A 4,559-nucleotide genomic window follows, 5' to 3' on the forward strand; every position below is an offset into this window, starting at 1 on the left:
ACGCGTTGGCGCCGGCGTCGCCGAGCATCACCTGCTCGTCGAGGTCGTCGGGGAGGATCGCGGTGGCCGCGCCGACCGGGCCGGCGACCAGCCCGCCCACGGACCCGACGGCCAGCGGGCCGGCGACCAGCGTGCCGGCCTTGATCGCCCGGCCGGGGCGCAGGTCGAGCAGGTTGAACAGGTTGGCGGTGCCGGCGATCACCCCGGCGCCGAGCGCGACGTCCACCGCGGTGCCGAGCCGGCCGCGCCGCGGGCGGTCGGCGGCGAGCAGCGCGCTGGCCGTGAGCGCGGCCGCGCCGACGCCGGCGATCTTGACGAGGCCGCTGGTCACGCGGCCTTGGCGGAGGGCGCCGAGGTGGCCTTTGAAGCCCTTGGCCTTGTGCTCGGGGCGGCCCCCGACCACGTCGTCGTAGAAGCCGACCGCACCGGAGCCGAGCCCGGCCACCAGTGCCGCGCCAGCCGTCGGCAGGCTGCGGGCGCCGGCCGCCGCGCTGGTGGCGGCGCCGACGGCGAGCGCCGGCCCGGCGGCCAGCGTGACCGTGCGGCCGCGGTAGTTGGTGCGGTCGAGCCGGGCCGAGCCCGGCCACGCGCGGATCGCCCGCAGCGCGGCCCGCGTGGTCAGCGCGCCCGCGGTGGAGAGGGCGAGGTTGCGGATGCTCATTGCGGCTGCTGCGGCATCATCGAGGCGGCGCCGGCGCCCAGGCCGTACTGACCGGCCTTGCCCTGGCCGACCATCTCGGACGTGGCGAGCGCGGTGACGACCTGGCCCTGGGTGGTGTTCGCGTTGTCGACCGTGCTGATCGTCTTGACCAGCGCGCCGTCGCCCCGCACCGCGGCGACGACGTTGCCGTCGCTCGCACCGTTGCCGGCCACCACGACGGAGCCCTGCTTGTCGAACTGGCTGACCATGGTCACCACCGCCTGGTCCTTCTGCGCCGACTCCTTGTCGACGTAGGGCAGGCCGGTCACGATCACCACGGCCTGGGCGGGCTCGGTCACCTTGTCCTTGCCGGCGTCGGCGTAGCTGATGTACTTCGCCTTCTCGTACGCCGTGAGCAGCGCGGTGATGTCCGCGGGGGCGGGCGGCGTGCCCTGGGTGCGGTCGAGGACCGCGCTGGCCAGCAGCGCGCTCGCGGTCTCGACGCCGTCGCTGTTGCTCGGCAGCCCGGTGACCGGGATCGACGACTGTGCCGCCGAGGCCGCCAGGTAGAGCAGCTCCTGGGAGTTCGCCGGGACGAAGAACGAGTCCTGCATCTCGATCCGGCCGGTGATGGTCGCGCCGGCGGTGGTCAGCATCGTGCGCACCTGGTCGGCGTGCTCCCGACCACTCGGCAGGGTGACCATCAGGATCTTGCGGCCGGTCAGCCGGCCCGGGAGGACGACCTGCGCCATCTCGGCTGCGAAGTCCTCCTCGCGCTTGACCTCTTCCTGAAGGCTGGAGACCGAGTCCCGTAGCTGGGTGTTGTCCTTTTTCAGCTCGGAGACCCGCTGGTTGAGCGAGTCGGCGACCGGGCCGTTGAGCGCCGCGGTGCCGACGACCAGCCCGATGGCGAGCGCCAGGAACACCGCGGTGAGTGACACCACGTGGTACCGGAAATTGATCACGCTGTTTGCCTTCTGATTCGGTCGGGAACGCCCCGTCCTAGCTGAAGAGCTGTCCCAGTTGGAAGACCAAATTGTTCCACCACTCCGAAAGCACACCGAGGTAGGCCTTGCCCACGGTGGATACGGCGACCGCTGAGGCCATGGCGGAAACGGCGCTGAGCACCAGTAACAGGAGTGACGAGCCGGAGATGCTCTGCCGGTAGAGGCGGCTGACGCCCTTGGCGTCGACCACCTTGCCACCGACCTTGAGCCGGGTCAGGAACGTCGATGCCATCCCGCCGCGGCCCTTGTCGAGGAACTCGACCAGGTTGTTGTGCGTACCCACCGCGACGATGAGCGTGGCGCCCTTCTCGTCGGCCAGCAGCATCGCGACGTCTTCGCTGGTCGCGGCGGCCGGGAAGGTCAGTGCGGAGAGCCCGAGCTGGTGGACCCGGGCCAGGCCCGGCGCGCGCCCGTCGGGATAGGCGTGCACGATCACCTCGGCGCCGCAGCGCAGCACGTCGTCGGTGACGGAGTCCATGTCGCCGATGATCATGTCGGGCGTGTAGCCCGCCTCGACCAGCGCGTCCGCGCCGCCGTCGACACCGATCAGGACCGGCTTGAACTCCCGGATGTACGGGCGGAGCACGTCGAGGTCGTCCTTGTACTCGTAGCCCCGCACCACGATCAGGCAGTGACGCCCGGCGATGCTGGTCTCGACGTCGGGCACGCCGACGCCGTCCAGCAGGAGGTCGCGCTCCTGCTTCAGGTATTCCATCGTGTTGGCGGCGAACGCCTCGAGCTGCACGGACAGCCCCTCGCGGGCGTCCGACATGGCCTTCGCGACCGTCTCGGTGTCCTGCCGGGTGCCGTGCGCGATCGGCTCGCCGCCGACGAACACGGTGTTGCCGTCGATCCGCACCGCGTCGCCCTCGCGGAGCTGCTGGAAGACGCCCTCACCCAGGTCGTCGACGAGCGGGATGCCGGCCTTGACCAGGACTTCCGGCCCGAGGTTGGGGTAACGGCCGGAGATGGAGGGCTTGGCGTTGAGCACCGCCGTGACGCCGACCGCGACGAGCGAGTCGGCGGCCACCCGGTCGAGGTCGACGTGGTCGATGACGGCGACGTCGCCCGGGCGCAGGCGACCGACCAGACGCTTGGTCCGGCGATCGAGGCGCGCGGTGCCGGTGATTGTGCCCGGTTCGGCGCTCCGGGTCCGGCGCAAGGTGGGTAGACGCATCGTGACCATCCTGGCATGTCCGGACAGCGTTTTGCGGTCGCGACATGCCTGAGCAGGGGTGCTAGCTGTGGCACGCGTGGTCTGACACGTGCGTGCCAGGTCTCAGCGAACCATGCGGACGCCACCCACGGCGGTGGCCCCCGTCACACCTTGCCCTTCTGCGGTCGTGTCCGCCCACCCACGGTGTGCGACCCGAGCCCCTCTAGCTGCGCCTCTCCCGGGCCGCCACTGCGAGCAGTTCCTCCGCGTGCGCGATACCCAGATCGGAGTCCGGCAAACCCGCGAGCATGCGGGCCAGCTCCCGGGCGCGCTCGGTGTCCTCCACGACCCGCACGCCGCTGGTGGTCACCGCGCCGCCGGTGTCCTTGGCCACCACCAGGTGGCGGTCGGCGAACGCGGCCACCTGGGGCAGGTGGGTCACCACCAGCACCTGGTGTGTGCGGGCCAGGCGGGCCAGCCGGCGACCGATCTCGACCGCGGCCCGGCCGCCGACGCCCGCGTCGACCTCGTCGAAGACCAGCGTGGGTGGGCCGCCGGCCCCGGCGAAGACCACCTCGATCGCCAGCATGACCCGGGACAGCTCGCCGCCGGAGGCGCCCTTCTGCAGCGGCAGGCTGGGCGCGCCGGGATGCGCGTGCAGGCGCAGCTCGACGTCGTCGGCGCCCTCGGCGGTCGTCGCCGTGGCCGGCAGCACCGCGACCTCGACCCGCGAGTGCGGCATGGCCAGCCCGGCCAGCTCGACGCTGACCAGGTCGGCGAACCGGCCGGCGGCCTCCTTGCGGGCCGCGGTGACCCGGGCGGCCAGCGCGGCCACCTCGTCCTCGAGCCGCTGCCGCTCGCGGTCGAGCTCGTCGAGCAGGTCGTCGGACGTGTCCAGCTCGCCGAGCCGCCCGCGGGCGCGATCGGCCCAGGCGATCACTCCGTCGACGTCGTCGGCGTATTTCCGCGTCAGCGCGCGCAGCTCGGCCCGGCGCTCGTAGATCCCCTGGAGGCGGGCCGGGTCGGCGTCGAGGCTGTCGAGATAGGAGGACAGCTCGGCGGTCACGTCGCCGATCAGCGTGGCCGCCTCGTCGAGGCGCGCCGCGAGGTCGCCCAGCTTGGCGTCGACGGCCGCCTGGCCCTCCAGGGACCGCTTGGCCGCGCCCAGCAGGCTCGTGGCGTGCGGCGCCTCGTCGGCGCCGTCGCCGGCGACCGCCTGGTAGGCCGCGATCGCGGCGACCCGCAGGCCCTCGGCGTGCTCGAGGCGCTGCGCCTCGGCCTTGAGGTCGTCGTCCTCCCCCGGCTGGGGGTCGACCCGGGTGATCTCGTCGAGACCGAGCCGGAGCAGGTCGGCCTCCTGGTTGCGCTCGCGCGCGTTGCGCCGCCGGTCGGCGAGGTCGTCGGCGACCGCCCGCCAGCGGGTGAAGGTCTCGCGCATCTCGCCGAGCAGCTTCTCGTGCTCGGCGCCGGCGAACCGGTCGAGCGCGGCGCGCTGCTCGGCCGGGCGGAGCAGGCGGAGCTGGTCGGACTGGCCGTGCACGGCGACCACCTGCTCGCCGATCTCGGACAGCGTCGCGACCGGCATGGTGCGCCCGCCGACGTGCGCCCGTGACCGGCCCTCGGCGGTCACCGTGCGACTGAGCAGCAGCGTGCCGTCGTCGTCGGGCTCGGCACCGGCGTCGCTGACGCGCGTGTGGACGGTGGTCGCGACGGTGCCGGCCAGCCGCTGGCGGCCCTCGTCCACGGGCGGGCCCGG

4 protein-coding genes are annotated in these 4,559 nt (G+C 73.1%); all 4 read right to left on the reverse strand.

Going from position 1 to position 4,559, the window contains the following annotated elements; translation table 11 throughout:
• The coding region (locus AB0H87_RS38445) for a hypothetical protein (protein WP_360157644.1) at window positions 1-661 on the reverse strand (661 nt) is incomplete at its 3' end.
• Window positions 658-1,605: a copper transporter gene (locus AB0H87_RS38450; RefSeq protein WP_360157647.1), complete on the reverse strand. Its 948-nt coding sequence runs from the start codon at window positions 1,603-1,605 to the stop codon at window positions 658-660. The genes AB0H87_RS38450 and AB0H87_RS38445, both read right to left, overlap by 4 nt.
• A gap of 37 nt (window positions 1,606-1,642) precedes the next feature.
• On the reverse strand, window positions 1,643-2,824 hold the full coding sequence (gene steA, locus AB0H87_RS38455) for a putative cytokinetic ring protein SteA (protein ID WP_360157650.1): 1,182 nt from the start codon (window positions 2,822-2,824) through the stop codon (window positions 1,643-1,645).
• 202 nt (window positions 2,825-3,026) lie between these two features.
• Window positions 3,027-4,559: DNA repair protein RecN (recN, locus tag AB0H87_RS38460; RefSeq protein ID WP_360157653.1), on the reverse strand; the 1,533-nt coding region annotated here is incomplete at its 5' end.

Source organism: Asanoa sp. NPDC050611 (assembly GCF_040654855.1).
In the GTDB taxonomy this organism is placed as follows: Bacteria; Actinomycetota; Actinomycetes; order Mycobacteriales; family Micromonosporaceae; genus Asanoa.